Origin of the sequence: Devosia elaeis (assembly GCF_001650025.1) — a bacterium.
GTDB classification, from domain to species: Bacteria; Pseudomonadota; Alphaproteobacteria; order Rhizobiales; family Devosiaceae; genus Devosia; species Devosia elaeis.
Genome location: NZ_LVVY01000019.1, coordinates 1 through 1,695, shown reverse-complemented (window position 1 = coordinate 1,695; position 1,695 = coordinate 1). Strand labels below are relative to the sequence as shown.

Sequence of the window (1,695 nt, the reverse complement as noted above, 5' to 3'; positions counted from 1 at the left end):
CAGCTTTCCGGCGGGCAGCGCCAGCGCGTCGCCATGGGCCGCGCCATCGTGCGCGATCCCTCCGTCTTTCTCTTCGACGAGCCGCTGTCCAATCTCGACGCCAAGCTGCGCGTGCAGATGCGCTCGGAGATCAAGGCGCTGCATCAGCGCCTGAAGACCACGACCATCTATGTGACCCACGACCAGGTCGAAGCCATGACCATGGGCGACCGCATCGTGGTCATGCATGACGGTGTCGTGGAACAATTCGGCACCCCGCTGGAGCTCTACGACCGGCCCGCCAATATCTTCGTCGCCGGTTTCATCGGCTCGCCGGCCATGAACTTCCTGCCGGGCACGGTCGAAGCCGAAGGCGATATCCGGATATTCCGCAGCGCCGCCGGCTCGCGCTGGCCGCTGCCGCAAAAGGCCACGCTCACGGCCGGCCAGGCTTTGTCCTATGGCATCCGCCCCGAGCAGATCCGCCTGGGGCCGGGCGGCATCGACGTAGTGGTCGACGTGGTCGAGCCGACCGGGGCCGACACGCTGGTCCACGCCCATGCGGGCGCGGAAAAGATCACCATCTATTTCCGCGAACGCGTCGAGCTGCAACCGGGGCAGACGATCGGGGTCCATGTCGATCCTGCCGCGATCCATCTCTTCGACGCCGCGAGCGGCAAGCGCCTCGAATAGATTGCTCAATCACCTTCCCGGTCCCGCTCATATTGGTGCATGCCTGGGAAGGCCGGCAGCCAGCTTTCGCGGCGGATGGTCCAGGCCTCATAGCCCGGCACGAAGCGGTCGGGTGCATCCAGGCTGCCCAGATGCACCTCCACCTCGTCTCCGCTGCGCGCAAAGACGGACGAGCCGCAGCGGGGGCAGAAATGGCGCCCCCGATATTGGCTGGTCCCGCCGCTGATCGTCACCGCGCCGGCCTCGAAAATCGCCGCCGCATAGAACAGCGCCCCGTGATGCTTGCGGCAATCGAGACAATGGCAAATCCCCACCCGCCGCGGCGCGCCCCTGGCCACCAGCCGCACCGCCCCACAAAGACACCCGCCATCCACCTGTTCCATCGGCCATTCTCCTCCCGATCCGGGCACCAATAGATCACTCTCACCTCCGACGCGCACGCCCAACGCCGCATCGCGCCTTACCGGAAGCGCATATCACACCGCCCACCACCCTCTGGCCCGACGCGAGGGTGATGGTCAGTGGGTGGCAGGATTCCGTGGCAAACACCGAACCCCCACCTCCCCCTTGATGGGCTTCTCGCCTCAAATCTCTCCGGTGGAGAGATTTGAGGCGAGAAGGCCAAGAGCGCTATGCGCGAATGGCGGGGAGCCGCCCCAAGCACCGCACCCCACCTCCCCCTTGACGGGGGAGGTAGCGCAGCTTGGCCGAAAGGCCTAACGAAGCTGGGAGGGGGTGCCGGCAGGCACTGGCGTTAGAAATCAGACACCCTGCCGCCCCCCCTCACCCGTCTCGGCCTTCGGCCGATCCACCCTCTCCCCGAGGGGGAGAGGAATAAGAGGCGCTGTGCCAAAACAGACGCCGGACCAATTCTTCTCCCCCTCGGGGAGAAGGTGCCCGAAGGGCGGATGAGGGGGTTGCTGCCACAGGCGCCGAACCGAAAAACCAAAACTTATCCCCACCCCCACCACCCCATACTATCCTCCCCTCATCAGCCGGGTGGAGATGGGGTTGCAACGATCA

The 1,695-nt window shown here is 65.7% G+C and carries 2 protein-coding genes; one reads left to right on the top strand and one right to left on the bottom strand.

Annotated features, from left to right (window positions below):
• Positions 1-672 (top strand): ABC transporter ATP-binding protein (locus A3840_RS01135; protein WP_131798204.1); only part of this gene is annotated, 672 nt, incomplete at its 5' end.
• 5 nt (positions 673-677) lie between these two features.
• On the opposite strand, the gene A3840_RS01130 is transcribed toward A3840_RS01135, so the two are convergent.
• Complete coding sequence (locus A3840_RS01130; RefSeq protein ID WP_067450632.1) at positions 678-1,055, bottom strand: GFA family protein; 378 nt, start codon at positions 1,053-1,055, stop codon at positions 678-680.
• Positions 1,056-1,695: the final 640 nt, after the last annotated feature.

What these genes read in the sequence shown, in the direction of transcription:
- A3840_RS01130 (WP_067450632.1), bottom strand. Translation starts at nt 1,055, where the DNA reads ATGGAACAGGTGGATGGCGGGTGTCTTTGTGGGGCGGTGCGGCTGGTG.